The 26,987-nt window shown below is 75.2% G+C and carries 10 protein-coding genes; 7 read left to right on the top strand and 3 right to left on the bottom strand.

Annotation, left to right across the window (positions count from 1 at the left end; translation table 11 throughout):
• From TR50_RS30090 to TR50_RS30060, 7 genes are all read left to right on the top strand, one after another.
• Window positions 1–522, top strand: a 522-nt coding sequence (locus tag TR50_RS30090; RefSeq protein WP_152648720.1) for a pyridoxal-phosphate dependent enzyme, incomplete at its 5' end; no start/stop codon positions are given.
• Window positions 519–773 (top strand): acyl carrier protein, encoded by a 255-nt coding sequence (locus tag TR50_RS30085; RefSeq protein WP_042429249.1) that lies wholly within the window; start codon window positions 519–521, stop codon window positions 771–773. The genes TR50_RS30090 and TR50_RS30085, both read left to right, overlap by 4 nt.
• Window positions 774–805: 32 nt before the next feature.
• Window positions 806–3,112 (top strand): lantibiotic dehydratase, encoded by a 2,307-nt coding sequence (locus TR50_RS30080; protein WP_042429246.1) that lies wholly within the window; start codon window positions 806–808, stop codon window positions 3,110–3,112.
• 257 nt (window positions 3,113–3,369) lie between these two features.
• Complete coding sequence (locus TR50_RS30075) at window positions 3,370–9,831, top strand: non-ribosomal peptide synthetase (RefSeq protein ID WP_042429244.1); 6,462 nt, start codon at window positions 3,370–3,372, stop codon at window positions 9,829–9,831.
• 39 nt (window positions 9,832–9,870) lie between these two features.
• The gene (locus tag TR50_RS30070) at window positions 9,871–17,160 is read left to right on the top strand and encodes a non-ribosomal peptide synthetase (protein WP_084701211.1); all 7,290 of its coding nucleotides are present in this window, start codon (window positions 9,871–9,873) and stop codon (window positions 17,158–17,160) included.
• Complete coding sequence (locus TR50_RS30065; RefSeq protein ID WP_042429241.1) at window positions 17,157–18,386, top strand: cytochrome P450; 1,230 nt, start codon at window positions 17,157–17,159, stop codon at window positions 18,384–18,386. Before TR50_RS30070 ends, TR50_RS30065 begins: the two co-directional genes overlap by 4 nt.
• Before the next feature lie 64 nt (window positions 18,387–18,450).
• Window positions 18,451–19,728, top strand: coding sequence for an MFS transporter (locus TR50_RS30060; RefSeq protein ID WP_042429238.1), 1,278 nt, complete (start codon window positions 18,451–18,453; stop codon window positions 19,726–19,728).
• Between the two features lie 80 nt (window positions 19,729–19,808).
• On the opposite strand, the gene TR50_RS30055 is transcribed toward TR50_RS30060, so the two are convergent.
• From TR50_RS30055 to TR50_RS30045, 3 genes are all read right to left on the bottom strand, one after another.
• The gene (locus TR50_RS30055; protein WP_042429234.1) at window positions 19,809–22,763 is read right to left on the bottom strand and encodes a helix-turn-helix transcriptional regulator; all 2,955 of its coding nucleotides are present in this window, start codon (window positions 22,761–22,763) and stop codon (window positions 19,809–19,811) included.
• A 145-nt stretch (window positions 22,764–22,908) separates the two neighbouring features.
• Window positions 22,909–23,124, bottom strand: a complete 216-nt coding sequence (locus TR50_RS30050) for a hypothetical protein (RefSeq protein WP_042429231.1) — start codon at window positions 23,122–23,124, stop codon at window positions 22,909–22,911.
• A 136-nt stretch (window positions 23,125–23,260) separates the two neighbouring features.
• On the bottom strand, window positions 23,261–26,536 hold the full coding sequence (locus TR50_RS30045) for a type 2 lanthipeptide synthetase LanM family protein (protein ID WP_042429280.1): 3,276 nt from the start codon (window positions 26,534–26,536) through the stop codon (window positions 23,261–23,263).
• Window positions 26,537–26,987 lie beyond the last annotated feature (451 nt).

The following is a 26,987-nucleotide window of genomic DNA, read 5'->3' as shown; positions in this document are numbered from 1 at the left end:
CTGCTGGCCGGGGTCTGCCTGGCGGCGTGGCACCGCCCGGTGCGGGTCGTCGGCGTGGAACCCGCCGCAACCCCCCGCTACGCCCGCTCGCTCGCCGCCGGATGCCCGCTGCGGCTGCCGCCCAGCGACACCGTCGCCGACGGACTGCGCGGCCAACAGCCGGGCGTGGTGACCTACCCGATCGTCCGCGACCGCGTCGACGCCGTGGTCGAGGTCACCGACGCGGAGATCCTGGCCGCGGTCGCCCTGCTGGCCGGGCACGGCGTCGAGGCGGAGCCCAGCGGCGCGGTCGCCGTGGCCGGCGCGCTGCGCCACCGCGGCGCGGGGCCCGCCGTGGCGGTGGTCTCCGGCGGCAACACGCCGGCGGCGCTGCGCGCGGCGACGGCCCGCGCCACCCGGCTCCCCCTCGTCCTCAACCCCTCCGGTTCCGCCGGGGACTCCAGTTCCTCTGGGGCCTCCGGTTCCTCGAACTCCTCCCGTTCCTCCCACACCTCCGACTCTCCCAAGGAGCAGCAGTCATGACCGTCACCACCACCTCCGGCACCAGCACCATCGACCTGGTCGTCTCGGTCTACCAGGACGCCCTGGGCGTCTCCGGCCTGGACCAGGACAGCGACTTCTTCGAGAACGGCGGGGACTCGCTCACCGCCTTCCAGATCACCAGCAGGCTCCAGGAGGCGCTGGGCGCCGAGATCCCGGTCGCGCTGGTCTTCGCCTACCCGAGCCCGCTGGAGCTCGCGGAGGTCGTCGAAGCAGACCTCGTCCAGGCCTGATCCGGGCGGCGGAAGGGAGGAGGAGACCTGAGGTGACCGAGATCCGTCTGCCCGGCGGCCGGTGGCGGCTGTGGGAGCAGTTCGCGCTGCGCGGCCCGGGGTTCCCGGCCGACGGGGTGCTGCGCCTGGCCCCCGCCGGGCTGGCCGAGGCGGCCGACAAGTTCGGCCCCGGAGACGCCCTGACCGGACCCGACTGGGACGCCTTCGCCGAGGGCTTCGACGAGGCCGCCGTCGCGACCGCGTACGCGCTCCAGGACATCGCCCGCACCCCCGCCTTCCGCGAGGCCGTGGCGTGGCAGAACCGGCCCGTGCTCGACTCCGGCATCAAGCCGTTCCTGAACTGGACCCCGACCGCCGCTGGCCGCACCAGCATGCCGCGCCAGCGTGAGGAGCTCGTCGCCCACTACTGGCAGCGCTTCTGCGTCAAGAACGACACCATCGGCTTCTTCGGGCCCGTCGGCTGGGGCCGGTTCGACGGCGAGGCGGGCGCGGGCGTCCGCGTCGACCCGGGCGAGGGCCTGGTCGCCGCGACCGAACTGTACTTCGCCGGTTGGGCGGTGGACGCCCTCGCGGCGAACCTCGCCGCCGATCCCGCCGTGCGGGAGTGGACGGCGCCGAGGCGGGTGCCGTTCGTCCGCGCGGTCGGCGAGGAGGTCCTCGTGCCGGGCCGCCCGCCGCAGCAGGCGGGAGCCGAGCTGACGGCCGTGCTGGCCCGCTGCGACGGCGTCCGCACCGCCCGCCGCATCGCCGAGGAGCTGCCGGAGCTTGACGTCGCGGCCCTGCTGGACGAACTCGTGCGCCGCCGCTGGGCGGTGTGGCGGCTGGAGGTCCCGGCCGCCACCCGTCCGGAACGCTGGCTGCGTGCGTGGCTGGACACCGTCGGTGACTTCGGCGTGCGCGAACGCGGGCTGCACGGGCTGGAGTTGCTGGAGCGCGGTCGCGAACGGGTGCGCTCCGCGCGGGGCGCGGACCAGGTCGTCGCCGCGATGTCCTTGCTGGAGCGGGAGTTCGTCGAGCTGACCGAGACCGCAGCGGTGCGGGAGAAGTCCGCCGGGACGGCTCCCTGCCGGGCGCTGGTCTACTCCGACTGCCGACGCTCCGCGACGGCGAGCATCGGCGCCGAGGTCGGCGCGGTGGTCGCCGCCTCCCTGGAGCCGCTGTTCACCGCGGCCGGGTGGCTCACCTCCCGTCTCGCGGCGGAGGTGATGGACGCGGCCAAGGGGGTGCACGCGAGACTCGCCGCGCAGGGCCCCGTGAACCTGGCCTCGTTCTGGTTCGCCTGCATGCCGATCCTGCACGGCGACGCACGCCGGCTCGCGCAGCGGCTCCAGCAGGAGTTCCAGGCGCACTGGCAGGCGATCCTCGACCCCGAACCGGGGGTGCGCCGGGTCCGGCGCGGGCTGGCGGAGGTCGCGGCGGCGGTGGCGGAGCGGTTCGCCGTCGCGGACGGACCGGGCTGGACCGCCGCGCGCTACCTGAGCCCCGACGTGATGATCGCGGCACGGGGAGTGGACGCGATCGAGCGGGGCGAGTTCCAACTCGTCCTCGGCGAGCTGCATCTGGCCTCCAACACGCTCGGCGCCTCGCTGTTCGTGCACCAGCACGCCGACCCGGCGGAGTTGGCCGCGCTGACCGAGCGGGACCATCCCGGCCCCCGCTTGGCGCCGCTGCTGCCCAAGGAGCACCGCTCGCGGCTCTCCGCCCGGGTCAAGTACGCGCTGCGGCGGCCCGAGGACTACCAGGTCGCCTTGGTCGACCAGACCGGCGACCCCGCCGATCCGCGCACGCTGCTCAGCGCTGACGTGGCGGTGGTGGAACGCGACGGCGCGCTGCGGGTCGTCCTGCCGGACGGGGCGGAGTTCCCGGCCGTGGACGTCTTCGCGCACGTGCTCACCACGCTCGCGATGGACCTGTTCCAGATCCTGCCCGAGGCGGAGCACACCCCGCGCGTCACCGTCGACCGGCTGGTCGTCGCCCGCGAGACCTGGCGCCTGCCCGCCGCGTCGCTCGGCTTCCCGGAGGAGAAGGACGAACGCCGGCGCTTCGTCCGCGCCCGGCGCTGGCGCGAGCAGCAGGGCCTGCCTCGCTTCGTGTTCGTGGTCTCCCCGACCGAGTCCCGCCCGTTCTACGTGGACTTCGACAGCCCCGTCTACGTCACCGTCCTGGCGAAGGCGATGCGCAGGCTGGCCCGCAAGGACCCGGACGGGCGGGTGGTCATCACCGAGATGCTGCCGACCCCGGAGCAGACGTGGCTCACGGACGCGGCCGGCCACACCTACACCAGCGAGCTGCGGTTCGTCGCGGTGGACGAGCGAGACGTCGCCGGAGGTGATGCCTAAAGGTCAGCTCAGACGCGGTGTTGTACCACCTCAGGGGCGCGAGGAACTGCGCGACAAGCCACCGGCATGCGGATGGTCCCGCTGCGACAGGCCGTCCGCCCCGGGGGTGCTCGCGCCCACGCGGCGGAGCCGCATGTCGGGCACAGCCTCGCGCCCCTGTGCGGGAGCGCGCGCTGCGCGCAGCGCTGCGTCTTCTTCCCTACTGGCCATGGCGGCCCGAGCGGCAATCTGCAGGAAACACCGCTTGGAGGCCCCCTGTGACCGCAACCTCAGCCGTCGCCGACGGCGCGCACGACGACGATCGCCCACGCACCGCGTCCTTCGCGCAGCGCCGGCTCTGGTTCCTGGACCAACTCGCCAAGGACGCCTCGGGCTCGCTGCTTCCGCTCGCCCTGCGGCTCCGCGGTCCCCTCGACGCCGACGCGCTGGAGCGCGCGCTCACCGGGATCGCCGACCGCCACGAGGTCCTGCGGACGCGCTTCACCGCCGTCGGCGGCGAGCCCGTGCCGACGGTGGATCCGGCGGGCAGCTCGACGCTGGAGCGGGTCGAGGCGACGGACGTCGCCTCCCTCTTCGCCGAGCAACTGGCCCGTCCGCTCGACCTCGCGACCGAGCACCCGATGCGCGCCGTCCTGGCCAGGCTCGCGGCCGACGACCACGTGCTGCTGGTGACGATCCATCACATCGCGGTCGACGGCTGGTCCTGGGACGTGCTGATGCGCGAGCTCGCGGCCGGGTACCAGGGCGAGGCCGTGGCCGCGCCCGCCCTGCAGTACGCCGACGTGGCGGCCGCGCAGGCGGAGCGGCTCAACGGCGCGCGGATGGAGAAGCTGCTCGGGTACTGGCGCGAGCGCCTCGACGGGCTGGCGCCGCTCGCCCTGCCGACGGACCGGCCGCGTCCCCGGTTCTGGGACGGCGCCGGCGACGTGGTCCGGTTCCGGCTCCCGGCCGAACTCGTCGCCGAGGTGGACGTGCTGGCGCGCAAGCACCGGGCGACCCGCTACATGCTGCTGCTCGCGGTCTACCAGGCGCTGCTGGGACACTGGTCCGGCCGCACCGACATCGCCGTCTGCTCCACCCTCGCCGACCGCGGCAGCGCCCAGGTGGCCGACCTGATCGGCCCGTTCGTCAACACCGTGGTGCTGCGGGCCGACCTCTCCGGCGGGCCCGCGTTCGGCGCGCTGCTGGACCGGGTGCGGGGCGGCGTGCTGCAGGACCTGTCCCGTTGCGAGGCGCCGTTCGACACCGTCGTGCGGGCCGTCGGCGGCGAGCGCGACCTGTCCCGGCACCCTCTGGCGCAGGCCTCGTTCACCCTGCTGAACACCGCCCACCACGAGCTGAGCCTGCCCGGCCTGGAGGTCGAGCTGGTGCCGCCGCCGCTCGGCGGGACGGCGCTCGACGTCTTCCTCGACCTCAACCTCTGCCCGGACGGCGCCATCGCCGCCCGGCTCCAGTACGCGACGGCGCTGTTCGACCCGGCGACGATGGAGCGGTTCGGTGCCGCGTACGTCGAGCTGCTGCGCGCGGTGCTGGCCGAGCCGCAGACCCCGGTACGCGAGCTGGCTGCGCGGACCGGCCTGCTGCCGGGCGCGTCCGAGGGTGTGGACGTCGACACCGTCGTGCAGGAGTGGAGCCGCGCCGCGGACCGGCCGGACGGCGAGCCCGCGCCGGTGGCGATCGGCGGTCCGGCCGAGGCCGTCGCGCTGGTCTGCGGCGACCGCCGGGTGGGCTACGGCGAGCTGGACGGCCTGACCGGCGGCCTGGCCGAAGCCCTGCGGGACGCGGGCGTCGGCGTGGGCGGACCGGTCGGCGTGCTGGTGCGGCGCGGCGTCTGGTCCGTGGCGGCGATGGCGGCGGTCTGGCGCGCGGGCGGCGTGTACGTGCCGCTCGACGCGGACCTGCCGCGGCAGCGCCTCGCCTTCATGGTCCGGGAGGCGGGCCTCGCGGCGCTGGTCGCGGACGAGAGGACGGCGTTCCTCGCCGAGGAGTTGGCCGTGCCGGACCCGGCCGACGCGCCGCACGCGGGCCCCGCGCCCGCCGCCAACGCACCTGGGGCAGACGCGGCCCCGGCCGGCGGGCCGACGCCCGCCGACGGCTCCGGTACCGCTGTTCCCGCCCCGGGCGCGCCTGTCGCAGGCGGCGCGCCGCTGCCTGTGGTCCGGGTCGAGGCCGTCGTGCCGAACGCCGATGCGCCGCGGCACACCCCGCACCCGGCCGAGCTCGCCCACGTCATCTTCACCTCCGGCTCCACCGGCCGCCCCAAGGCCGTCGGCGTGGAGCACCGCGCGCTGGCCGCGCACGTCGCCGCCGCCCGTGAGCGGTTCGGGGTGACCGCCGAGGACCGTGTGCTCGCCTTCTCCTCCTTCTGCTTCGACGCCTCCCTCGACCAGCTGCTGCCCGCCCTCGGCTGCGGCGCGCAGGTGGTGATCCGCCCGGACGAGCCGTGGCTGCCCACCCAGGTCGCCGAGGCCGTCGCCCGGCACGGCCTCACCGTCGTCAACCTGCCGCCGACCTTCTGGACCGAGCTCGCGTTCAGTCTGGACCGCCGCTCCGCCGCGCAGCTGGCGACGCTGCGCCTGCTGATCCTGGGCGGCGAGGCGGTCCCCTCCGGCGCGCTGGCCGCCTGGCAGGAGGCCGCGCCGCAGGTGCGGGTCTGCAACGCCTACGGCCCGACCGAGACCACCGTCACCGCGGCCGTGTTCGACGCCGTCGGGCCGGTGGAGGGCCGCGTGCCGATCGGGCGACCGCTCGGTTGGCGGCGCGCCTACGTGGTCGACGCGCACGACGAGCCGGTCCCGGTCGGCGTCCCCGGCGAGCTGCTGATCGGCGGACCGGAGGTGGCCCGCGGCTACCTCGGTCGTCCGGCGCTGACGGCCGAGCGCTTCGTGCCGGACCCCTTCTCGGCCGACGGGGGCCGTCTCTACCGCACCGGCGACGTGGTGCAGTGGCTTCCCTCGGGCGAGCTGGAGTTCCTGGGCCGCCGCGACGACCAGGTGAAGATCCGCGGCTTCCGTATCGAGCTGGGCGAGGTCGAGGCGGTGCTGCGGTCGGCCCCCGGCGTGACCGCCGCCGCCGTCCGCCCGGACGCGGCCACCGGGCAGAGCCTCGGCGGCTACGTCGTCGGCGAGGACGTCGACCCCGCCGCGCTGCGCGCCTGGTGCGCCGAGCGGCTGCCGCACTACGCGGTGCCCGCGGACTTCCTGGTGCTGGACGCGCTGCCGGTCACCGTCTCCGGCAAGCTGGACCGGGCCGCCCTGCCGGACCTGCGCCCGGACCGCTCCGCCTCCGGCGCCGGCTGTGCCGCGCCGCGCACCGACGACGAGCGGCTCATCGCCTCCGTCTGGGCGGACGTGCTGGGTGTGGAGCGCATCGGCATCGACGACAGCTTCTTCGAGCTGGGCGGCCACTCGCTGCTCGCGACCATGGCCGTCTCCCGCGTCGCGGAGCGCCTGGGCCGCGACGTGGAGCTGCGCGCGCTCTTCGAGAACCCGCGGATCCGCGAGTTCGGCCCGCTGGTCGCCGCCGCCCGCAAGTCCGCGGGGGCGCAGGTGGTCCCGGTGGACCGCTCGGGTCCGCTGCCGCTCTCCTTCGCGCAGGAGCGCCTGTGGTTCCTGGACCGCACCTCGGACCAGGGCGACGAGTACGTGCTCTGGTTCTCCTGGCGGCTGCGCGGCCGGTTGGACCGGAACGCCTGGCAGGCGGCGCTCAATGCCATGACGGAGCGTCACGAGGTTCTGCGCACGGCCCTGCTGGAGATCGACGGCCGTCCGGTGCAGCAGGTCTGCGACGCCGTCCCGGTGCCACTGGAGTGGTTCGGCGCCGGGCACGGCGTGGACGAGGCCGAGCGCCTGGAGGAGATCCGGCGACAGGCCCACGCCCTCGCCACCCGCCGCTTCGACCTGACCCGCCCGCCGATGCTGCGGGCCGGCGTCTGGCAGCTGGACGCCGAGGACCAGGTCGCCGTCGTCGTCTTCCACCACGTCGCCACCGACGGCTGGTCCAAGGACGTGTTCCTGTCGGAGCTCACCGAGCTCTACCGGGCCGAGCTGGTCGGGCGACGGGCCGTCCTGCCGCCGCTGCCGGTCCAGTACGGCGACTACGCCGTCTGGCAGCGCGACCGCGCCGAGAGCGGCGCGCTGGACGCGCAGCTGGACCACTGGGCGGAGGCGCTGCGGGGCGTGCCGGTGCTGGAGCTGCCCACCGACCGTCCCCGCCCGGCGGGTTGGTCGGGGCGCGGCGGCGCGGTGGAGCTGACGCTGCCGACGGAGATGGGCGCGCGGCTGGAGGGCTTCGCCCGCGAGCACGGCGTGACGCGGTTCATGGTGCTGCTCGCCGTCACCCAGGCGGTGCTGGCCCGCTGGACCGGGCAGACGGACATCGCCGTCGGCACGCCGGTGACCGGGCGCGGCCGGGCCGAACTGGAGCGGCTGGTCGGCTTCTTCGTGAACACCGTGGTGCTGCGCAGCGACCTCTCCGACGAGCCGACCTTCACCGCCCTGCTGGAGCAGGTCAAGGGCCGGGTGCTGGACGCCTTCGACCACCAGGAGGTGCCGTTCGAGCGCGTGGTGGAGCAGCTGCGCCCGGAGCGCGACCTGTCGCGCAACCCGCTGTTCCAGGTGATGGTCGACGTGCAGGAGTCCGCGACCGGCGGTCCCGGCATCGAGGGCCTCACGGCGAGCGGCTTCACCCTCCCGTGGCGCTCGGCCAAGTTCGACCTGACGGCCGCCTTCCTGCTGTACCCGCACCGCTTCGCGCTCAACGTCGAGTTCGCCGCCGACCTGTTCGACCCGGAGTCCGCGCTGCGCTTCGCCGCGCACGTCGGCCGGGTGCTGGAGGCGGTGCTGGACGACCCGGACGCGGTCGTGGAGCGGATCGAGCTGCTGACAGCCGAGGAGCGCGCCGAACTGGTCGCCGCCGCGGGCGTCGAGGCCGCCGCCGCGCCGCCGTTCGCCGTCGCGGGGGAGCCGGACGCGGTCGCGCTGGTCTGCGAGGGCGAACGGCTGACCTACGCCGCACTCGACGCGCTGACCGGCGGCCTGGCGGCGGCGATGGTCGCGGCCGGGGTCACCGCGGGCACGCCGGTGGGCGTCTGCCTGCGGCGCGGCACCGGCTCGGTGGCGGCGATGACCGCCGTCTGGCGTGCGGGCGGCATGTACGTGCCGATGGACGCGCAGCTGCCCGCCGAGCGCCTGCGCTACATGCTGGCCGAGGCCGGCGTCGCCCTGGTCCTCGCCGACGCGGCGACCGCCCCCGTCCTCGCCTCCGCCCTCGCCGGACTGGACGTGCCGCTGCTGCGCGTCGACGAGGTGCGGCCGGACCCGGACGGACCTCGGCACCGGAACGCGCCCGACGACCTCGCCTACACCATCTTCACCTCCGGCTCCACCGGCCGTCCCAAGGCCGTGGGCGTCGAGCACCAGGCGCTGGCCGCGCACGTGGCCTCGGCGCGCGAGCTGTTCCGGCTCACGCCCGAGGACCGGGTGCTGACCTTCGCCTCGCTCTCCTTCGACGCCTCGCTGGAGCAGATCCTGCCCGCGCTGAGCGTGGGCGCGCGGGTGGTGGTCCGGCCGGACGAGGTCTGGTCGGTGGAGGAGTTGGCGGCCCGGGTGCGGGACGAGGGCGTCACCGTGATGGAGCTGACCCCCTCGTACTGGGAGGAGGTCGTGGCCCGCCTGGACACGGTCAGGTCCGACCTGGCCTCGCTGCGGCTGCTGGTCACCGGCGGCGAGGTGCTGCCGTCCGGGCCGCTGGCTGCCTGGTTCCGGCACCTGCCGGAGGTGCACGTCGTCAACACCTACGGGCCCACCGAGACGGTCATCTCCGCGACCGCGCACGAGATCGACGCCCCGGTGGCGGGCCGGGTCCCGATCGGCCGCCCGCTCGGCTCGCGCCGCGCCTACGTGGCCGACGCGCACGGCGCGCTGGTCCCGGTCGGCATCCCGGGTGAACTGCTGGTCGGCGGCCCGGAGTTGGCGCGCGGCTATCTCGGCCGTACGGCGTTGACCGCCGAGCGGTTCCTGCCGGACCCGTTCGGTGCCGGCGGCGGCCGCGTCTACCGCACCGGCGACCTGGTGCGCCGACTGCCGAGCGGCGAGCTGGAGTTCGTCGGCCGCAGCGACAACCAGGTGAAGATCCGCGGCTTCCGGGTCGAGCCGGGTGAGGCCGAGGCGGTGCTGCGTCGCCACGCCGGGGTGCACGCCGCCGCGGTGCTGGTGCGCGAACTGCGCGGCGAACCGGCGCTCGTCGGCTACGTCGCAGGCTCCGGTCTCTCGGCCGACCAGCTGGCCGCGCACTGCCGCGCCGAACTGCCCGGCTATCTCGTGCCCTCGGTCTTCGTGCTGCTGGACCAGCTGCCGCTGACCGTGCAGGGCAAGCTCGACACCGCCGCCCTGCCCGAGCCCGAGCCGCCGGCGCCCGTCGAGTTCACCGCCCCGCGCACCCCCACCGAGATCGTCATCGCGCAGATCTGGGCCGAGGTGCTGGGCGTGGCCAAGGTCGGCGTCCACGACGACTTCTTCGCGCTCGGCGGGCACTCGCTGCGCGCCGTCTCGGCGGCCTCCCGCCTGCGGACCGCCTTCGACTGCCCCGTCCAGGTGCGGGACCTGTTCGAGCACCCGACCGTCGAGCTGCTGGCCGCCGAGGTCGAACGGCAGCTCGTGGAGCTGATCTCCGCCATGAGCGAGGACGAGATCGACCTGTCCCTGACCTGGACCGACTGACCGAACGACCGACTGAGCCCTGATTGGACCCCAAGCATCATGACCACTTCGGAGATCCGGCCGGTCACCGTACCCGGCGCCGAGCCCCGTCCCGTCCTGTCCGACGCCGCGCGCAAGCTGCTGGAGCAGCGGCTGCGCGGACTGGCGGCCCAGGTCGCGCCCACCGGGATCCCGCGGCTCGACCCGCGCCCCGAGGAGGTGCCCCTGTCGGCGCCGCAGCAGCGGCTGTACTTCCTCGACCAGATCGACCCCGGCGCGCCGACCTACCTGATGCCGGCCGCCTGGCGGCTGACCGGCCCGCTCGACACGGCCGCGCTCGCCGCCGCCGTCGACGACCTGGTGGCCCGCCACGCACAGCTGCGCGTCACCTTCCCCGCCGAGGACGGGCTGCCGATGCAGCGCGTCCACGCCGCCGGGCTGCCGCTCGCGGTCGTCGAGGCGGAGGGCGACGCGGTGCGCGCGGCCGTACAGGAGGCCGCGACGCGCCCCTTCGACCTGGCCGCCGGGCCCGCCTTCCGGGCCACGCTCGTGAAGGCGGGCGACGAGGACCACGTGCTGGTGCTCGCCATGCACCACATCGTCTCGGACGGCTGGTCGCTGGACCTGCTGGTGCGCGACCTGCGCGAGCTCTACCGGGCTCGCGCCGAGGGCGTCCCGGCGTCGCTGCCCGCCCTGCCCATCGACTACACCGACTACGCCGTGTGGCAGCGCGCCGCCGACCAGAGCGCCGAACTGGACTACTGGCGCGGCCGGTTGACCGGACTCACGCCGCTGGAGCTGCCGACCGACCGGCCGCGCCCGGCCACCCCGTGCCACGAGGGGGCCGCCCACCGGGCCGCCCTGCCCGAGGAGCTGTGCGCCTCGCTCGCGGAGCTGAACCGCCGCACCGACACGTCCTCCTACATGACCGTCGCCGCCGCGTTCCAGGCCGTGCTGGCCTTCCACAGCGGGCAGAGCGACGTGTCGCTCGGCACGGTCGTCGCCAACCGCGAGCGGGCCGAGACCGAGCAGTTGGTCGGCTTCTTCGTGAACACGCTCGTGCTGCGCGCCGACCTGTCCGACGACCCGACGCCGGCCGCGTTGCTGACCCGCACCCGCGACAGCGTCCTCGGCGCGCTGTCGCACCAGGGTCTGCCGTTCGAGCAGGTCGTCGACGCGCTCAGCCCCGAGCGCGACCTCACCCGCAACCCGCTGTTCCAGGTGCTGTTCACGCACGCCGAGGCGGGGCGGGGCGGCTTCGCGCTCGGCGGCGCGCAGGCCGTGCCGTTCCCGGTGGAGCTCACCAGCGCCAAGTTCGACCTGCACCTGGAACTGCGCGACGACCAGGGCGCGCTGGAGCTGGTCCTGGTCTACCGCCCGGACCTCTACGACGCCGCCACCGCCGAGGCGCTGACCGCGCACACCGTCGCCGTGCTGCGCGCCTTCGCCGAGGCCCCGGACGCGCCGCTGAGCACCGTCGACCCGCTGACGCCCGCCGAGCGCGCCTGGCTGCTGGGCGCGCGGGGGCCGGCGCAGCCCGCCGCCGTAGCGGCGTCGCGGCCGCGCACCGCTCCCGAGCGCGTCGCGGAGCACGCCGCCCGCACGCCGCACGCCGTCGCCGTGAGCGGCGGCGGGCGGAGCCTGACCTACGCCGAGCTGGACGAGGCCGCCTCCGCGCTGGCCCGGCGACTGCGGGCGCTCGGGGTGGGCCGGGAGTCCCTGGTGGGGGTCTGCCTCGGCCGGTCCGTGGACCTGGCCGTGGCGCTGCTGGCGGTCTGGCGCGCGGGCGGCGCGTACCTGCCGCTCGACCCCCACCACCCGCGTGCCCGCCGGGAGTTCACCGTGCACGACGCGGGCGTGCGCTACGTGATCGCCGACGCGGTCGGCGGCGCGGCCGTCGAGGGCCTGCCGGTCGAGATCGTCCCGCTGCACGCCGACGGCACTGCGGACAACACGGCAGAGCCGGACGCCGCACCCGAGGCGGACGTCTCCCCGGCCGCCGAGGACCTGGCCTACGTCATCTACACCTCCGGCTCCACCGGCCGCCCCAAGGGCGTCGAGCTGACCCACGCCAACCTGGCCTGGCTGCTCGCCGCGGCCGACGAGCACTTCGACTTCGGCCCCGGGGACGCGTGGACGCTGGTCCACTCCCCCGCCTTCGACTTCTCCGTCTGGGAGCTGTGGGGTCCGCTGGCCAGCGGCGGCCGCGTCGTCGTGCTGACCGAGGACGAGGTGCGCGACCCGTCGTCGGTGGTGCGGGTGCTGCGGGACGAACGGATCACGGTCTTCAACCAGACCCCGGCCGCGTTCAAGGGTCTGCGCGCCCATCTCGCCCAGTCCGGCCTCGACTTCGCTGATCTGAGCCTGCGCGTGGTGGTCTTCGGCGGCGAGGCGTTCGACGTGCGCGACTACCGCGACTGGTTCGCGGGCGGCACCGTGAGCGCTGCGGGCAAGCCGGCGCTGGTCAACATGTACGGGATCACCGAGACCACCGTGCACGTCACCTTCCGCGCCGTCACCGCCGCCGACCCGGACGGGCCCGTCCGCTCGCCCATCGGCCGCCCGCTGACCGGGCAGCACGGCTACGTGCTCGACGCCCACGGCCGCCTCGCCCCGCGCGGCGCCGTCGGGGAGCTGCACGTCGCGGGCGGCGGCGTGGCCCGCGGCTACCGGGGCCGCCCGGAGCTGACCGCCGAACGCTTCCCCGCCGACCCGTTCACACCAGGCCGGCGCATGTACCGGACCGGCGACCTGGTCCACGTGCTGCCCGACGGGGAGCTGGCCTACGTCGGCCGCGCCGACCACCAGGTGAAGATCCGCGGCTACCGGATCGAGCCCGGCGAGATCGAGACGGCGCTCAAGGCCCAGTCCGGCATCGCCGACGCCTGCGTGGTCGCCCGCACCGAGGCGCACGGCGGCGCACGCCTGGTCGCGCACGTGGTGACGACCGAGGGCCGCCCGCTGGACCCGGCAGCCGTGCGCGACCGGCTCCGGATCGACCTGCCCGAGTACATGGTCCCGGCGCTCTTCGTGCGCCACCCGAAGCTGCCGATCACCGCCAACGGCAAGGTCGACCGCAACGCGCTCGCCGCCGTCGCGGGCGCCGACGAGACGGCCGGGACCGCCTACGAGGCCCCTGTCGGCGCCACCGAGGAGGCGCTGGCCCGGATCTGGGGCGAGGTGCTCAGCACCGAACGGGTCGGCCGCACGGCCAACTTCTTCGACCTGGGCGGGGACTCCATCCTCGCGCTGCGGGTGGTCGGCCTCGCCCGCGCCGGCGGGCTGGGCGTCAGCGTCGCGGACGTGTTCCGCGCCCGCACGCTGGCCGACCTCGCCCGGCTGGCCACGACCGCCGTGGACACGCCCGCGCCCGTCGCGCCCTTCTCACAGCTGGACGAGGCGGACGCCGCCCGGCTGCCCGAGGGGCTGGAGGACGCCTACCCGCTCACCCCGCTCCAGGCCGGGATGCTGCACGAGATGCTGGCCGATCCGGGCAGGGGCGCGTACCACAACGTCACCGACCTGAAGATCACCGTCCCGGAGGGCTTCGACCTCGTCGCCTTCCAGGCCGCCGCCGACGCGGTGGTGCGCGCCCACAGCATCCTGCGCTCCTCGGTCGACCTCGCCTCGTTCGCCGAGCCCACGCTGCTGGTCCACCCGACGGCCGAACTGCCCATCGGCTACAGCGATCTGCGCGGCCTGTCGCACGAGGAGCAACGCGCCGCCCTGAAGGTCCACGTGCAGGGCGAGTTCGACCGGCGCTTCGACCTCGCCGCCGCGCCGCTGGTGCGGATCCACCTCTTCCACGTCGACGAGGCCGAACTGCGGCTGGTCCTGACGGACTGCCACATCGTCCTCGACGGCTGGAGCCTGACCTCGCTCATCGCCGACCTGCTGGACCTGCACCGCAGGGCCGTCGTCGACGGCGCCGCACCGGAGCTCCCGCCGGCGCCCGCGTTCGCCGAGTACGTGGCCCTGGAGCGCGCGGCGAGCGGCAGCGCGGAGAGCCTCGCCTACTGGCGGCGCACGCTCGCCGACCTGGAGCCGGTCCACTTCGTCCGCCGAGCCGCCGAGGACAGCTCGCTCTACGAGGCGCGGCGCTCCTTCCCGCAGCTGACCGGGCCGCTCGGCGAGCTGGCCCGCCGTGCCGGCGTGCCGCTGCGGACGGTGCTGCTGACCGCGTTCCACCACGTGATGGGCATGTTCGCCGAGCAGAACGACGCGGCCGGCCCGCACGCGGTCGGCATGGTCGTCAACGGCCGCCCCGAGTACGCCGGTGCGGACCGGATGCGCGGGCTCTTCCTCAACACCGTGCCGTTCGGTCTGCCGACCGCGGCCGAGGACACCAGCTGGCTGGGCCTGCTGCGTCACGTCTTCGCCGCCGAGCAGGAGTTGATGCCGCACCGGCGCGTACCGCTGGCCCGGATCCAGCAACTGTGCCCCGGCGCAGGAACGCTGGTCGAGGCGGTCTTCAACTACGTCAACTTCCACCGGCTGGAGGGCGACAGCTGGGACGAGTCGCTGGAGGTCGCCCGGACCACCTTCCCGCTCGCCCTCAACGCGAGCCCCGGCGGCTTCACCCTGGACACCGACGCCGCCTGCTTCGACACCGCGACCGCCGAGCAGCTCGCCGACCTGCTGCGCGAGTGCCTCGACGCGATGCTCGCCGACCCCGGCGCCCCGGCCGCACGTCCGGTACTACGCGGCGCGGCTCGCGAACAGGCCCTGGTCACCTGGGCGGAGGGACCCACGGCCGCCGACCCGGAGCTCACCTTCCACGGTTGCGTCCGCGAGCAGGCCCGGCTCCGTCCGGACGCCCCGGCCCTCGCCCACGGGGAGACGGTGCTGAGCTACGCCGAACTCGACGCCTCGGCCGACCGCCTGGCCGTGCGGCTGCGCGAACTGGGTGTCGGCGCCGAGACGATGGTCGGCGTCTGCCTGGACCGGGGACCGGAGCTGGTGCGGTCGGTGCTGGCGGTGCTCAAGGCGGGCGGCGCGTTCGTCCCGCTGGACGCCGCCTACCCGACCGAGCGCCTCGCCTTCATGGCCTCCGACAGCGGCATGACCGTGCTGATCAGCCAGCGCGGGCTGGCGGACGCGGTGCCGTTCGACGGGCGGGTGCTGCTCGTCGACGACCCGGCCGACGCGACGCCGCAGAGCGAACCCGAGGACGGGGACGAGGCGGTCGACCCGCTGCACGCGGCCTACGTCATCTACACCTCCGGCTCGACGGGCGTCCCCAAGGGCGTCACCGTGCACCACGCCGGCCTCGCCAACATGCTCCAGGCCCAGCGGGACGGCCTGCGGCCGACGCCGCAGGACCGGGTGCTCCAGTTCGCCTCGTCCAGCTTCGACGCCTGCGTCTTCGAGCTCACCTGGGCCCTGGCCAACGGCGCGTGCCTGGTGACCGCGCCCAAGGACGCGCTGCGTGCCGGCCCGGACCTGGCCCGCACCCTGCGCGGGCAGCGGGTCACCGCGGCCGTGCTGCCGCCGACCGCGCTGGCCGTCATGCCGGGCGAGCACCTGCCGGCGCTGGCGACGCTGATGGTCGCGGGCGAGGCCTGCCCGGCCGAACTGGCCGACGCCTGGTCCCGCGGCCGCCGCTTCCTCAACGGCTACGGCCTGACCGAGACCTCGGTCTGGTCCCACCTGGCCGAGTGCCACCCGGGCGAGGGCCGCCCGGCGATCGGCGGACCCGTCCGCAACACCCGCTCCTATCTGCTGGACCGCGACCTCCAGCCCGTCCCGGTGGGCGTGCCCGGCGAGATCCACGTCGGCGGGCCGAGCGTGGTCCGCTGCTACCTGGGCCGTCCGGCGCTCACCGCGGCGAGCTTCGTGCCCGACCCCTTCGGTCCACCCGGCGCCCGTCTCTTCCGCACCGGCGACCTGGGCCGCCATCGCGCCGACGGCTCCGTCGAGTACCTGGGCCGCCGCGACTCGCAGGTCAAGCTGCGCGGCCTGCGGATCGAGCTCGGCGAGGTCGAGGCGGCGGTGCGGCAGCTGCCGCAGGTGCACTCGGCGGCGGTGCTGCTCCGCACCGACCTGCCGGGCGGCCCCGGCCTGGTCGCCTACGTCGTGCCGTCGCCGGGCGCGGAGCTCGGCGCGGAGACGATCCGTCAGGCACTGCGCACCCGGATGCCCGCCTACATGGTCCCCGGCCGCTTCGTCTTCCTCGACGCTCTGCCGCTGACCAGCAACGAGAAGGTCGACCGCAAGGCTCTGCCCGCCCCCGCCCTGGAGCGGTCCGACCTCAGCGCCGCCTACGTCGCTCCGACCACGCCCGCCGAGCTGGCGCTCGTCGAGGTCTGGCGGGAGGTGCTGGGCGTCGAGGGGATCGGCGTGCACGACGACTTCTTCGAGCTCGGCGGCAGTTCCCTGTCGACGGTCCGGGTGGCGGCCAAGGCGCTGGCGCGCGGCGTCGCGGTCACCGTCCGGGACCTGGTCGAGGCGCCGACGGTGGCCCAACTGGCCGTGCGGGCCGCCCGGTCCGCGCCGTCGGTGATCCGCTCGGAGGTGACCCTGCGCGCGGGCGACGGCGCGCCGCTGTACTGCGTGCACCCGACCGGCGGCTCGGCCACCTGGTACGTGCCGCTGGCGCGGGCCCTGCCCGAGGGGAGCGCGGTGGCCGCCTTCCAGGCACGCGGCCTGGTCGGCGGCGTCGACCCGCGGACCGTGCCCGGGATCGCCGCCGACTACGCGGCCGAGATCGCCGCCCACGGCGACAGCGGCGACAGGAACGGCCCGCGGTCCATCCTCGGCTGGTCCATGGGCGCCAACATCGCACTGGAGCTGGCCACCCAACTCGCGGAGTCCGGACGGCCGGTGGCGCCGCTGGTGCTGATCGAGCCGTACCTGCCGCACCCGGCGGCGGCCGAACGCCTCGCGGGCTTCGTCGCCGACATGGCCGACGCCCTGCGCCTGCGCGACGCGCTGCGGGCCACCCCGGAGGGCTCCCCGGAGCGGGCGGAGGCCTCGGCCATGCTCCAGGACCGGCTGCTCGCCGCCGGCATGGCGACGAGCGAGGCCGCGCTCGTCGCGGACGCGCCGATCGAGGTCTGGCACTCGCTGCTGGCCGCGCTGGCCGACTACGAGCTGCGGCCCTACCCCGGCCACGTCCACCTGGTCATCAGCCAGGCCTGCGCGGAGCTCCCCGACGGCGAGCCGATGCCGGGCCTCGACGTCGACCACGCCACCTACGTGGCCCGCTGGCGCGAGCTGGCGACGGGCGGCCTGACCGTGCACACCCTCCCCGGCGACCACCGCACCATGCTCACCGACCCGCTGGTCGCGAACCTGGCCGCGCTGCTGACCGAACTCACCCCCGCCACCGGGCAGGAGACCCGTCGATGACCACCACCACACTGACGCGCTTCGCGGAGCGCTACCTGCTCGACCCCGCCGTCAACGCCGACCCCTACCCCTACCTGAACGCGCTGCGCGAGCACGAGCCGGTCTTCTGGAGCCCGATGCACCGCGCCTGGCTGGTCACCGGCTACGACCAGGTGATGCGCTGCCTGCGCGACCCGGCGGTCTCCGCCGACCGGGTGCGCCCGCTGATGGACGCCGTCCCCGAGGGCGCCCGCGAGGACGCCGAGCGCGCCTTCGGCATCCTGTCCAGCTGGATGGTCTTCAACGACCCGCCGAACCACCGGCGCCTGCGGCAGGTCTTCCAGGAGCAGTTCGCGGCACGGGCGGTGGGGCGCTACCGGACCTTCACCGAGCGGGCCACCCAGGCCATGCTGGCCCGCAAGGCGGCCCCGGGCCGCACCGGCGATTTGTACGCGGACATCGCCAAGCCGCTGCCCGCCCTGGTCTTCGCCCGCTGGCTGGGCGTGCCGCAGGCCCACGGCCCCTCGTTCTGGTACTGGAACGCCAAGGTCGCCGACCTGGTGCTGGGCACGGCGCAGCAGGAGAGCGAGTACCGCACCTCGCTCCAGTCGCTGTGCAGTCTGGAGGACTACCTCGCGGACCTGGTCGCGCAGCGGCAGGCGGACCCCAAGGACGACCTGATCAGCTCGGTGCTGGCGGCCGGCCGCGTCGGCGACACCGTCACCGGGGCGGAGTTCGTCGGCATGCTGACCCAGATGGCCTTCGCCGGCGGCGAGACCACCAGCAACCTGATCGCCAACACCATGCTGGCGCTGCTCGCCCAGCCGGAGCTGCTGGCCGCCGTCCAGGCCGAACCGGAGCTCGCGGCCGTGGCGGTCGAGGAGACGCTGCGGCTGGACGGACCGTCGAAGATGTCGATCCGCAACGCCGCACGGGACTTCGACCTGGACGGCCACACCGTGCAGGCCGGCGACCGGATCTTCCTGGTCACCGCGGCGGCCAACCGCGACCCGGCCAAGTTCCCCGAGCCGGACGCCTTCGACCTGCGCCGCGCCGACGGCACCCACCTCGGCTTCGGCTTCGGCGCGCACTTCTGCATCGGCGCGGCGCTGGCCCGCCTGGTGGCCGGGGTCGTGGTCTCGGTCCTGGTCCGCGACCGCCCGCGGCTCGCCCTGGACGCGCGACGGCTCGCGTGGCAGCCGTCCCTGCTCAACCGGAGCCTGACCGCCCTGCCCGTCCAGTACTGACGTCCCCTCCACTCCGGGGCGCCGTCCGCAGGGACGGCGCCCCCACGAAAGGTCTCCCCTCACCATGGCTGCCACCGCGTCCGCACCCGCCCCCGCCACCGCCCCCGAAGCCGAAGCCGAGGCACCCCGGCTCTGGGCTCCCCTCCGGCTGCGTTCCTTCCGTCTGCTCTGGCTCGGCCAGTCCCTCTCGCTCCTCGGCGACGGCTTCAGCACCATCGCCTTCTCCTGGATCACGCTCGCGGTCACCCACTCCACCCTCGACCTCGGCTACGTGCTCACCCTCCAGGCCATCCCCCGGGCCCTGCTGACCCTGGTCGGCGGCTCGCTCAGCGACAAGTGGTCCCCGCGCACGCTGATGACCGCCTCCAGCCTCACCCGCGCCCTGGTCATGGGCGCGGTCGGCGCGGCCGGCCTCGGCGGCGGGCTCGGCCTGTGGATGCTGCTGGGCGCGGCCGCGCTGTTCGGCGCGGTGGACGCGTTCTTCCAGCCGGCGCGCGTCACGGTGCTGCCGTCGGTCGTGGACAAGGAGCTGCTCACCCAGGCCAACGCGCTGCTGGGCACCGGCACCCGGATCAGCGCGGTGCTGGGCCCGGCGCTCGGCGGCGTCGTGGTCGCGGTCACCCAGCCGTCGGTCGCCTTCCTCGTCGACGCCGTCTGCTTCGCGCTCTGCGGCCTGCTGGTCGCCCGCATCCGTCCCCTGACGAGCCGCCCGAAGCCCGCCGCCCCCGGCGAGAAGGGCGAAGGCCTCGGCGCCCGCATCCGCGTCGGGGTCGGCTTCGCCCTGAAGGACCCGCGCATCCGCACCATCCTCGCCCTCGACACCGCGGTCAACTTCTCCTACGCGGGCCCCTTCACGGTCGGCTTCGCCACGCTGGCCCGCGCGGCCGGCCACGGCGGCTCCACCACCCTCGGCCTCCTCAACGGCGCGCTGGCCGGCGGCGCGATGCTCGGCACGCTGCTGGGCGGCGTCGTCAAGGGCAGCCCGCGCGTGGGCCTGATGGTCGCGGCGCTGGCGGGCTGGCTGGCCATCGGCATGAGCGCGCTCGGGCTGGTGGGCAGCCCGATCGCGGCGGTGGCGGTGGTCCTGGCGATGGGATTCGGCATCGGCTTCCAGGGCGTCTTCGGGCTGAGCTGGATCCAGCGGAACATCCCGGGCGAGGTGCTGAGCCGGGTCGTCTCGGTGGACATGGTCCTCGGCTACGCGGCCGCGCCGATCTCCCTCGTGGCCTGCGGGGCGCTGGCGCGCACGGGCGCGGGAGCGCTGTTCGCGCTTCCGGCGGTGATCCTGGCTCTGACGGCGCTTGCCACACTCTCGTCGTCTCAGGTTCGCGCCATGCGGTAGCTCGTCAGGGGCGCGGGGCTCTGCCGATGTGCGGCTCCGCCGCGTGGGCGCGAGAGACCAGCCTGCGCGGACGGCCCTGTTCAGCGAGGACCGACTGCCCCGGGTGGCTTGTCACGCAGTTCCCCGCGCCCCTGAACAGTTGCCGACAGTGCACACAGTGCGGCTCTGTTGGTGGCTCCCGTCTTCGCGATCAGAGCGGCGATGTGCTTCTCCACCGTCCGCGGCGAGATGTACAGCCGCTCCGCGATGTCCTTGTTGCCCAGCCGCTCCGCCAGCACCACGAACACCTCGTACTCGCGGACCGTGACCCCCTGCGCCCGAAGACCTTCGGGTATGCGGTCCGCCCCGCTGCGGTGCTGCTGCACCGACACACCCATACCGCGCAGCGCGGCCCTGCACGCGTTCGCGACCGTCGGCACCTCCCGTTGGTGGAAGAAGACCTCCGCCCCGCGCAGCCACGCGACCGGCTCGCCCCAGCCGTCGGCGTGGGCCGACTCCGCCACCAGCCGCAGGCCCAGCTGCTGGGCCACGGGGTACGGTTCCGCCTCCCGGACGGCGTGGGCCACCGCCGCGGCCGCCGCGTCCCCGCGGCCCTCGCGGCCGAGGAGGACCGCGTCGGCCAGGGCCAGGAACTGGCGGTTCCAGCGCATCCGGCCGGGGGCGGTCGCCGCCGCCGCGCTCAGCGCGGTGTGGTCGGCGCGGCCGTCGAGGACGTCCAGCAGGACGCCGACGCCGAGCCGGCCGCTCAGGTAGTACGTGCTGGGGTTGTCCCGCTCCAGCCGGGCCACCTCGGCGAGTTCGCGGCGCGCGAGCTCGCGGTCCTCCTCCATCAGCGCGCAGAACGTGCGGGCCAGGCCGACGGCCAGCACCTCCTCCTGGGAGCCCGCGCCGTCCCAGGCCGAGAAGGCGTCCAGCGCCTCCTCCATGCCGGCCCGGTCGCCGAGGTGCGCGGACGCGCTGGCCCTGGCCATCAGCGTGTAGCGGATCGCGGGGGCCAGGCGCAGACGGCGCACGACGGTCAGGCACTCCTCCGCCGCCTCCCGCGCGCGGTCGAACTCGCCGCGGAGCACCGAGTCGAGGATCAGGATGCCGTCGATGGTGTAGACGATGGTGGCCGCGCCGAGGCGCAGCGCCTCCTCCCGGGCGGTGCGCAGCCCGGTGGGGTCGGTCTCGGCCAGCCAGCCGTTGCCGCCGATGCGCGTGAGCGCGTACAGGCGCTGGAGCGGCAGCCGGTGCCGTTCGGCCGCGCCCAGCGCGCGTTCCAGGACGGACTGGGCCTCCTCCGGGTCGCGTTCCCTGGCGACGACGGCGAGCAGCTCCCAGCCCTGGCAGGCGACGATGGACAGTTCGTGCCGCTCGGCGACCTCCACCGCGGAGCGGGCGAGCTTCTCGGCGAACTGGGTGCGGTCAGGGCCTGGGGTGTCCAGCGCCAGATAGGCCGCGACCACGTCGACGGGCGCCACGTCGGCCTCGTCCGCGAGCGGGCCGAGGGCGTCGCGGGCGAGCGCGACCTGGCGGTTTCCGTCGACCCAACGCCCGGCCGTGTGCGCCACCTTGGCGAGGCGGGTGTGCAGCGCCGCGACCCGCGACCGGCTGAGGCCGGCGCCGCCGAGCTCGCGCAGGTGCTCGGCCAGGTCGAAGGCGCGCCCGAACTCCCCGGCCTCGGCGAGGGCGGGCAGCAGCGACTCGAGCACCTCGGCGCGGGCGACGGCGTCGTCCAGGCCGCTCAGCAGGCGTTCGGCCCGGTCCAGCAGGGCGACGGCGGAGCCGATCGCCCCGTCCGCCAGGGCGCGGCGTCCGGCCTCGGCGTAGAGGCGGCCCGCCTCGGCCTCCTGCCCTGCCTGGAGGCGCAGTTCGGCGGCGAGCGGGCACCACTCGCCGGTGAGTCTCGGGTGCAGTTCCTCGACCGCGTCCGCCGCCCGGTGCGCGAGCTGCGCCCGGTTGTCGGGGGTGAGCTGCGTGAACAGCGCCTCCGGGGTGAGCGAGTGGCGGAAGGCGTACCAGTCCGGCGCGGGCTCGTCGGGCAGCACCAGCTGCGCGGCGACGCCCGCGTGCAGGTGGCTGAGCAGGCTCCGGTCGTCGATGCCGGTCATCCGCTGGAGCACCGTCAGCGGGAACCGGCGGCCGAGCACGGCCGCCGCCGACAGCAGGGCGAGGCCCTGCGGGCCCAGCCGGTCGATCCGCCGCAGGATGCCTCGGGCCAGCGAGCCGGACACGTCGCTGCGCAGGTCGCCGACGACCCGCCAGCCGTCCAGGCCCTGCACCAGCGCGCCGCCGCCGACCAGCGACTGGAGCAGCTCCTCCACCAGGAACGGACTGCCGGAGCTGTCGTCCCACAGCCGTTCCAGCACCGGTTCGGGCACGTGCGCGGGCTCGACGCCGAGGCCGACCGCGATCAGCTCCTGGACCTGGGGCCGAGTCAGCGGCGGCAGGTCCAGAACGGTGCCGGTGCCGCGCCGCCGGGCGGCGGAGGCGAGGTCGAGGGCGTCGCTGAACTCGGTGCGGATCGTCGCCAGCAGCGTCACGGGCGTGTACTCGAGGTTGTCGACGAGGTACTCGACGACGGCGAGCGTCTCCGGGTCGGCCTCGTGCAGGTCCTCCAGGAGCAGCAGTTGGCCTCGACCGCGCCCGGCCGCGATCAGCAGGCGCAGCACGGCCTCGCCGAGGATCACCATGGAGCTGTTCTCGTGGTCCCCGACGCTCCACTCGGGTATGAGGCGGCCGAGGACCGGCCGGTAGGGGCCGAGCGCCTGGTCGTCGATCGGCTCGCCGCTGCGGAACAGCGACATCAGCGCCTCGGTCAGCGGCCGGAACGGCACGGTGGGGCCGGTGGCGGTGCTGCGTCCGCGCAGGACCCGCATGCCGGCGGTGAACGCCTCGCCGGCCGCCTCCGCCGCGAGGCGGGACTTACCCACCCCGGCCTCGCCGACGATGAAGACGGCGCCGCCACGGCCCTGGCGGGCATCCTCGAGTGCCTGCCGCAGGTGCCCCAGCTGGGTATCGCGTCCGATGACGCGTGCCGCCTGAGAACGCATGATCGCTGATCGTAGTTGATAGGTGCACGTCGACGGCAGACTGCGGACGGTCATTGTGGAGGACCTGTGACGAAGCGAGGGCACCGACCCGCACAAGCGGATCAGTGCCCTCGCCCGATATGCCGAGTTCTTACCTGATTCCCGATCAGGAGATGTGCGGCGCGGAGACCGAGGTGTCGATGGTGCTGAGCGCGACCACGAGACCGCTGGTCAGCACGAGGCCCGCCAGCACCCGGGCGCGGGCGCAGACCCGGTTGCGACCCGAGAGGGTGATCCCGCCCGCGGGGTCCTGCTCCGTCGCGTCCACGGCCTCGGCGGAGAGCTCGGTCTCGACGGTCGCGGCGGTGGAGATCTGGTTCATCGGGATTCCCTTTCGTGGGTTCTGCGCGGTCACGGCGGCAGAGGACGGTGGCGGGTCGGGCTTCGGGTGACGCGCTCCAGCGGAGCGGTCCGGCGGTGCGGTGCGGTGTGGTCAGCAGTGCGGTGCGGTGGTGCGGTCAGCAGTGCGGTGCGGTCCAGGTCGCGGCCGGTGACGGCAGCAGCGGGAAGGGGACGTCGTCGGGGCAGGCGAGCCGGAGCAGTCCGTAGCCGATGCCGGCCAGGCCGTTGAGCAGGCCGGGGGTGGGCACCTGGTCGGGCGTCCCGCAGCGGGGGCCGAGCAGCTCCACCGCGCCCAGCAGCTCGCCGCTGCGGCGGTCGAGCGCCGTGCGGGCGGCGGCGCTGCCGCGTCGCGCCAGGAGGCCCAGCGCCTCCAGCGCGCCGAGCGCGCCCCGGCCGAGGCTCTGGTCCACGGGGAGCAGCCGGCCGGCGCCGGCGTCCACGGCCGCAGCCAGCTCCTCGGCCGGCTCCACGTCCACGCCGCGGGCGTCGCTGGAGTCCGCGACAGCGAGGACGACGCCGGCCAGACCGGAGTCCCAGGAGGCGTCTTCGACGCCCGCCCGGGCCGCGGCCAGCGCGGTGCGGAGCAGCTCCGCCCCCACGGCGGCGTGCCGGGCGACCTCGGGCACGTCGCCGTGCGCGGCGGCGTAGCGGGTGAGCGCCCAGCCGATCCCGGCGTCGCCATCGGCGAGGCCCGGCACGCAGGTGGTGCCGGCGGCGGACCGGGCGGCGAGGCGGTCGAGGAGCGTGTCGGCGACGGCCCGGGCCAGCTCCGCCGCCTGTGCGGAGCCGGTCGCCTGCCAGGCGGCGACCGCGGCGGCGAGCGCCCCGGCGAGCCCGGTGGCCAACCCGTCGGCGGCCGTCCCGTCGGTGTCCGCTCCCTCGGCCGGCGCCGCCGCCGGTCCGGCGACGGCGTGGGCCAGCGCGGCCAGCGCCAGGTCCAGGCAGTCATCCGCTGACGCGTCCTCGAACGCCTCGCGGTCGCCCAGCAGTTCACGCAGCCGAAGCAGCGCGTGGACGATGCCGCCGATCCCGTCGAGCGCGCCCGGCCCGGCGGCCAGGCTCAGCTCCGGGTCCAGCGCGAGGGCGCGCAGCAGCGAGGGCAGCGGGCGCAGCACGGCGCGGGCGAGGTCGAGATAGCGGTCTGCCCCGACCAGCCGTCCGGCCTGCGCGAGGAAGAGGGCCACGCCGGTGTAGCCCTGGGCGAGCCCGCCGCCCATCGGCAGCACCGCCCAGTGGGCGCCCACGACCTGCTCCAGACCGAGCCAGTTGGCGCGGTCCCCGGTACGCACCGCACGGGCCACGAGCTCGTCCGCGACGCCGCAGGCGGCGGCGAGCAACCGCCCCCGGGTGGGCGGCACGACGGCCGGGGCCGAGGGGGGCAGCAGCTGCGACCGCGGTCCTCCCGAGCCCGCGGTGGCGGCGGAGACGGCCAGGGAGGCGGCGATGACCCACTCCTGGTCGTACCGGTCGACCTCGCCCATCGCCGCGATCTTGGCGTGCACGGCCGTCAGGGCCGGTACCGGCAGGACCGCGTCCACGCCGACGCCGCCGGAGGTCCACACGGCCGTCCGGTCGGGACGGTGGGTGAACAGCGGCACGTCGCCGCGCCACAGGTCGGCGATCTCGTACTCCACCAGCCGCTGCCGGGCCGGGTCCTGGGCCGACTCGGTCCACAGCACCGCGAAGACCGCGTCCCTGGCCAGCGCGTCGCGCAGCAGGTCCGGGTGGGTCGACTCGTCCAGGAGGGTCGTGTAGAGCCGGGTCGCCCGTACGATCAGCCGTCCCGGAGCGTCCGACCAGCGCGCCAACGGGCCGTCGACGCCCAGCAGTTCGTCGCGGTGCGCGGCGACGGCGTCGTAGCCCAGGCGGAACCCCGCCAGCAGCGCGGCGCGGTGGTCGGTCGGGGCGGCGGCCAGCCCCTGCGGCAGCGGCTGGTTCTGCGCCGCCGGGCTGTCGGCTCCGCCGCGCACGGCGCGCATCAGGTCGGTGCCCGCGTGCTCCCAGCGCAGGCAGGCGCTCGGGTAGGCCCCGGAGTCGACCCGGCCCAGAGCCGAGATGTCCAGTGCGCCCTGCTCGCCGATCAGCAGCGTGGGAAGCAGACAGGTCCGCTGGACGGATGCCTGAAGTGCCTGGGCTGCGGGGTCGTGGCCGACGGTGGTGGCCTGGGGCAGGCCGCCGTGCAGCAGCGTCTCGGCGTCCACCAGCACGGGCTGGTCGCCGCAGGCGATGACGTTCTCGTAGTGCATGTCGGCGCCGTCGACCGCGTAGAGCAGGGCCAGCAGCGCGCCCTGGCGGCGGTAGAAGCGGTCCGCCTCGGCGGTGGTGTCGCACCAGCGGTGCTCGACGAACTCCAGCCAACCGTAGCCGGGTCGACGCAGCGTGCGGGCGGTGCGCAGACCGAGGCCGGGCACCTTGCCGTCCAGCCAGGCGACCAACTCGTCCAGCAGCGCGTGCTGCTCCAGCGGACGCGGCTTGCAGACCGTGCGACGGCCGTCGGCGAAGGTGAGCACGGTCACGCTGCGGTCGCCCTGGTGCGCGTCGCCGCGCCCGAGGTCCAGACCGGTCAGCGGGCCGGGGTCGACGCCGTCGAACAGCTCGGCGACGAGATCCTTGCGGTCGCGGTGAAGACGTGCCGTCAGTTCGGCGGCGGCGTCGGCCGCGTCGAGGCAGGTCTGCCCCAGCAGCCGGGCCAGGACCGGGTAGGCGGCGAACAGCCGGGCCAGACCGGCGCGGGTGCCGAGTTCGGCCGTGAAGGCCGCGAACCGCTCCCGGGAGGTCGATCCCGCCAACTCGCCGGCCCGCCGCGCCCGGTGCAGCTCCGTCACCAGGGTCCGCGCCGCGAGGCGGACGAGCTGGGCGCCGAGGCGCTCCTCGAACGCGGTCCGCACGACGCGCCGCTCCTCGGGCGCCAGAGCCGCCTGCTCCTTGACCTCCGCCCAGGCGCAGCCGATCAGCGGCCGCAGGACGGGCACGAAGACCGCTGCCCCGTCAGCCTCGCCGGCTCCGTCGGAGTCGTCAGCGCCGTCGGAGTCGTCAGTGCGGGAGGTGTCGTGGTCCTCCGGGCGCTCCGGCGCCGCCTCGAGGGCGCGCTCGATCGCCTCCACCCAGCGCGGCTTGGCGGTCCGCGCCGCCAGACGCTCCGGCTGCTCCTCGCCGAGGGCCCGCGCCAGCTCGTCCCCGAGGCCGAGCGCGGTCAGCCGGGCGGCGAGCCCGTCCGTGTGGGCGGAGGCCCACGGGACGGTCCGCAGCGCGTCCAGGCGAAGGCGCGCGGTCCGGTCCACCGTCGGGGCGCCCGGAGCGGCGAGCCGCTCACAGAGGGTCAGGCCCCGCGCCCACCACCACTGCGGCAGGCCGGCGTTCCGGGATTCGAGGAGTGCGGTGCGTTCGGTCACGAGAACAACGTCGCAGAGCCGCGCGGCCCCCACATGGGGGTGCAGCCCCCATATTCTCAAGCGATCCTCGAGTGGGTGGGGAGTCGCACCCCACCCGCGGCCGTCGTTCCCCCACGCGACCCCGTTGAACTGCGGTTCTGCCGAGCCTTCCCAGAGGAGGGAGGGTGCGCGCGGCAAGCGGCGCCGCCTCCCGACGACGGCCGACCGCCCCCGCTGCCGGACCCGACGCCCCCATGTCCCCCGCGCGCCCCCCTCTCTTCCCACCTGCGGCGAAGCAGGCGGAACGACGGCATGACCCCCATGTCCCGAACCAGTCCCGCAACAGTCCCGCATCGGTCCCGACCCCGCCGGGCGGGCGCGCCGTAAAGGTGGGGGGTCGACCCGGATGTCCGTCCTCCGTCCCGGCCGCAGTCTGGATGCTGTGCCCGGCACCACCACCGCCGGCTCCCGG

The sequence above is a fragment of the Streptacidiphilus anmyonensis genome, from assembly GCF_000787855.1.
Lineage (GTDB): Bacteria > Actinomycetota > Actinomycetes > Streptomycetales > Streptomycetaceae > Streptacidiphilus > Streptacidiphilus anmyonensis.
The sequence above is the reverse complement of the archived record's forward strand: the minus strand, read 5'-3'. Positions and strand labels throughout refer to the sequence as shown.

Coding starts and splice junctions, on each gene's coding strand:
- TR50_RS30055 (WP_042429234.1), bottom strand. CDS start 22,763: ATGCGTTCTCAGGCGGCACGCGTCATCGGACGCGATACCCAGCTGGGG.
- TR50_RS30060 (WP_042429238.1), top strand. CDS start 18,451: ATGGCTGCCACCGCGTCCGCACCCGCCCCCGCCACCGCCCCCGAAGCC.
- TR50_RS30065 (WP_042429241.1), top strand. CDS start 17,157: ATGACCACCACCACACTGACGCGCTTCGCGGAGCGCTACCTGCTCGAC.
- TR50_RS30085 (WP_042429249.1), top strand. CDS start 519: ATGACCGTCACCACCACCTCCGGCACCAGCACCATCGACCTGGTCGTC.
- TR50_RS30070 (WP_084701211.1), top strand. CDS start 9,871: ATGACCACTTCGGAGATCCGGCCGGTCACCGTACCCGGCGCCGAGCCC.
- TR50_RS30050 (WP_042429231.1), bottom strand. CDS start 23,124: ATGAACCAGATCTCCACCGCCGCGACCGTCGAGACCGAGCTCTCCGCC.